Annotated in this window: 1 protein-coding gene; it reads left to right on the top strand. The window is 48.4% G+C overall.

The annotated features are described in order from the left end of the window. The first annotated feature begins 86 nt into the window (after positions 1–86). Entirely contained in the window at positions 87–1,091 is a 1,005-nt protein-coding gene (locus R7Q11_RS24855; protein WP_000427619.1) for an IS110-like element IS5075 family transposase, read from the top strand. Positions 1,092–1,200: the final 109 nt, after the last annotated feature.

Genomic DNA, 1,200 nt, shown 5'->3' with positions numbered 1-1,200 from the left:
CGGCTTAGCGTGCTTTATTTAATGAGATGGTCACTCCCTCCTTCCCAGTACTATGCTGAGGACAGGCTTTCATTCGGAGAACCATCATGGAAAACATTGCGCTTATTGGTATCGATCTGGGTAAGAACTCTTTCCATATTCATTGTCAGGATCATCGTGGGAAGGCCGTTTACCGTAAAAAATTCACCCGACCAAAGCTAATCGAATTTCTGGCGACATGCCCGGCAACAACCATCGCGATGGAAGCCTGTGGCGGTTCTCACTTTATGGCACGCAAGCTGGAAGAGTTAGGGCATTTTCCAAAGCTGATATCACCGCAATTTGTCCGCCCATTCGTTAAAAGCAACAAAAATGACTTCGTTGATGCTGAAGCTATCTGTGAAGCAGCATCACGTCCATCTATGCGTTTCGTGCAGCCCAGAACCGAATCTCAGCAGGCAATGCGAGCTCTGCATCGTGTCCGTGAATCCCTGGTTCAGGATAAGGTGAAAACAACTAATCAGATGCATGCTTTTCTGCTGGAATTTGGTATCAGCGTTCCGCGAGGTGCTGCCGTTATTAGTCGACTGAGTACCCTTCTTGAGGACAGTAGTTTGCCTCTTTATCTCAGCCAGTTACTGCTGAAATTACAACAGCATTATCACTATCTTGTTGAGCAGATTAAAGATCTGGAATCTCAGTTGAAACGAAAGTTGGACGAAGATGAGGTTGGACAGCGCTTGCTGAGTATTCCCTGCGTTGGAACGCTGACTGCCAGTACTATTTCAACTGAGATTGGCGACGGGAAGCAGTACGCCAGCAGCCGTGACTTTGCGGCGGCAACAGGGCTGGTACCCCGACAGTACAGCACGGGAGGTCGGACGACATTGTTAGGGATTAGCAAGCGGGGCAACAAAAAGATCCGAACTTTGTTGGTTCAGTGTGCCAGGGTATTCATACAAAAACTGGAACACCAGTCTGGCAAGTTGGCCGACTGGGTCAGGGAGTTGTTGTGTCGGAAAAGCAACTTTGTCGTCACCTGTGCTCTGGCAAACAAGCTGGCCAGAATAGCCTGGGCACTGACGGCGCGACAGCAAACTTACGAAGCATAAAGGCAGAAATACACCAGTTTAAACAATCATTCATCTGGTTTTGCGAATACTGATATTGATGATACTAACGGCCCACCGGCCTGTTGAGGAACCTGTAAAACGGAAAGGC

The sequence above is a fragment of the Vibrio sp. 970 genome (assembly GCF_033339075.1).
Note: the sequence above shows the minus strand (reverse complement) of the source record. Positions and strands in the feature narration are given on the sequence as shown.